This window comes from Gorillibacterium sp. sgz306347 (genome assembly GCF_059735245.1).
On record NZ_JCAPET010000101.1, the window covers coordinates 1 to 1,161 of the forward strand.

Sequence of the window (1,161 nt, forward strand, 5' to 3'; positions counted from 1 at the left end):
TCGTTCGCCTTTGGCTTCTGCGTAGGCCCGGCAGCCCCTTCGTTCAGGTTTGGCTTTTGCTTGGACCCGGTTGCCCCTTCGTTTACATTTGGCTTTTGCGTAGGCCCGGCAGCCCCTTCGTTTACACTTGGCTTTTGCTTGAGCCCAGCAGCCCCTTCGTTTACACTTGGATTTTGCTTGAGCCCAGCAGCCCCTTCGTTCGCCTTTGGCTTCTGCGTAGGCCCGGCAGCCCCTTCGTTCGCCTTTGGCTTCTGCGCGCCGCCCTTCGTTCCGTCCTTCGCCTTCTCTACTTTCACCGTTTTCGCCCCCTGATCGCCAGTGGGGTACACGGTAATACGTTCGCCTTTGGTAAGCAGACGCTCTTTGCGCAGCTTTTGCCCGCGCACGTACAGATCGAGACCGTCCAGCGAAATCGCTCCCTCTCCCGGTGTCAGGGCGCGGAAGGTCAGCTCGCTCATCCGGCTCGTCCGGTATTCATTTTTTTCCGCCGAGCCGTCGAATCGTCCGCCGGTCAGCTTGAGATTCAGCCGGCCGGGCTCGACCAGAGCCGGTTTGGCAAGCCGTGTGGCGCGCACGAATTGCAACCGCCTGCGGTCGTATCGCACCTCCGCCTCCACCAAATCAAGCTGGTACGGCGGACCAGCCGACCGGAGGTGCAGGTTGACGCGGAACTCCGCGCCCTGGTTCGTTTTCTCCGCACCGATCAATTCCGCCTCGCCCAGAAACGGTCGGTCAACCGACGGGTTTCCGGCCGGTGAGCCGGTAAGCTTCCGCCCGGTAAGCTTCCAATCAACCGCCGCAGATACGGAGGACGGCGCCGAATCAAGCGTCAGTCCGGACCTGATAAACGAAGTGAGCGTATGGATAGCCGGTGATGCGGCAGCCGAAGCGGCGGCGCTCGTGTGCGTCCCCCCGAAAAGAAGCAGGCAGGCTGCGAAACCGGCGGATAACGGTTTAATGGTCATGGCAAATTCCTCCCGTTCCCAGTTTGCCCCGCTGCCGCAAAATCATCCGGTTGAACGGCAAGGCCATGATCGTCAATAAGCGAGTGGACGGTGACCCGAATTCCCAGCTTCCAGGATCTCCGACACGCAAGATGGAACAAGAGGTGCAAAATGCAGCTAGTATAAAAAGTGGACACCCTCTAGTGCAAGACAGATA

The 1,161-nt window shown here is 59.7% G+C and carries 1 pseudogene; it reads right to left on the reverse strand.

What is annotated here, in order from left to right:
* Positions 1-965, reverse strand: a pseudogene (locus AC6I6H_RS22440) (hypothetical protein); the annotation flags it as partial.
* Positions 966-1,161 lie beyond the last annotated feature (196 nt).